Here is a 1,309-nt window from a genome sequence, read left to right as displayed (position 1 = left end):
TTGGAATGCTCGTCACCGGCCGGCTTCACGGGTGCTTGCGGGTACGTGCTGCTGTCGGGTTGCGCCCGGGTACTTCACTCATGACCGGCTGATTTCTCTGGTTTTTACAATGGAAACATATGTTGACCGTTTTTCGACGAGAAGTCAAAGCCGTGCAAAGCAGGCAAAACGGGGGAGGGAATCGCAAATAGCTATGCATCGCAGAAAAGCTTGTTTGTCGAATCCCTTTTGTCAGCATAGATTGAAGCCATTCATCAGCCGAAGGGACGACGCCATGCCACGAATCCTGACGCAGTACTGGCAATCGTTGTTCGCGAGCATGGAGCGGGCCCGTGAACGCCGTTTCCTGCGCGATGCCAGGCGTGCGTTGAATGGATGCGGATGCGGATGCGATGTGGTGACCGACGCGCGTCACGATGACCAAGCGAGCCGAGCGGAGCGGCTCGAATATATTGCGTTGTATGCACAGGCGGGGTACTTCAACATGGGCTACGCCGTCGACGCATTTCAACCGCCCGCCGAGCCGCCGCCTCATTGAGGATGTGCCGGAGCGACTCGCGCAATCACGTCCCTGCGTTTTGAGCGGCCTCTTACGAGTTGGAGTAACTTGGCGCCACCTGCAACTCGTTCATCACCGGCGCGATGCCTCATTCCCGACAACTTCATCTCGGCGCCTTCATGCGGCCGGTCAGCCTGCATACCGGCGCATGGCGCTTTCCCGGCGCCTTTCCCGACGCCAACTTCAACTTCAGGCATCTGAAGCGCTTCGTGCAGACGCTGGAAAAAACCTGCTTCGACGCGTTCTTCATGGCCGATCATCTCGCGGTGCTGAACATGCCGGTGGACGCGCTCAAACGCAGTCACACCGCGACTTCTTTCGAGCCGTTCACGCTGCTTTCCGCGCTGGCGTCGGTCACCGAACGCATCGGCCTGGTCGCGACCGCCTCGACGACCTTCGACGAGCCGTATCACATCGCCCGGCGTTTCGCGTCGCTCGATCATCTGAGCGAGGGGCGCGCCGGGTGGAACCTCGTTACCACATCGAATCCCGATGCGGCGCGCAACTTCGGCCGCGAGGAGCACATGGAGCACGACGAGCGCTACCGGCGCGCGCGCGAATTCTACGACGTCGTCACCGGTCTCTGGGACAGTTGGGCCGACGACGCTTTCGTGCGCGACACGGACGCCGGCCTCTTTTTCGATCCCGCGAAATTGCACGTACTCGATCACAAGGGCAAGTATTTGTCCGTGCGGGGGCCGCTGAACATCGCGCGGCCGGTGCAGGGCTGGCCCGTGGTGGTGCAGGCGG

2 protein-coding genes are annotated in these 1,309 nt (G+C 61.0%); both read left to right on the top strand.

Annotated features, from left to right (window positions below):
- The first annotated feature begins 274 nt into the window (after positions 1 to 274).
- Positions 275 to 538 (top strand): hypothetical protein, encoded by a 264-nt coding sequence (locus AWB67_RS37970; RefSeq protein ID WP_087660870.1) that lies wholly within the window; start codon positions 275 to 277, stop codon positions 536 to 538.
- 104 nt (positions 539 to 642) lie between these two features.
- Positions 643 to 1,309 (top strand): NtaA/DmoA family FMN-dependent monooxygenase (locus AWB67_RS37965; RefSeq protein WP_125477883.1); only part of this gene is annotated, 667 nt, incomplete at its 3' end.

Origin of the sequence: Caballeronia terrestris, from assembly GCF_001544515.1 — a bacterium.
In the GTDB taxonomy this organism is placed as follows: domain Bacteria; phylum Pseudomonadota; class Gammaproteobacteria; order Burkholderiales; family Burkholderiaceae; genus Caballeronia; species Caballeronia terrestris.
This window is presented reverse-complemented; position numbering and strand designations above follow the sequence as displayed.

Coding starts and splice junctions, on each gene's coding strand:
- AWB67_RS37970 (WP_087660870.1), top strand. CDS start 275: ATGCCACGAATCCTGACGCAGTACTGGCAATCGTTGTTCGCGAGCATG.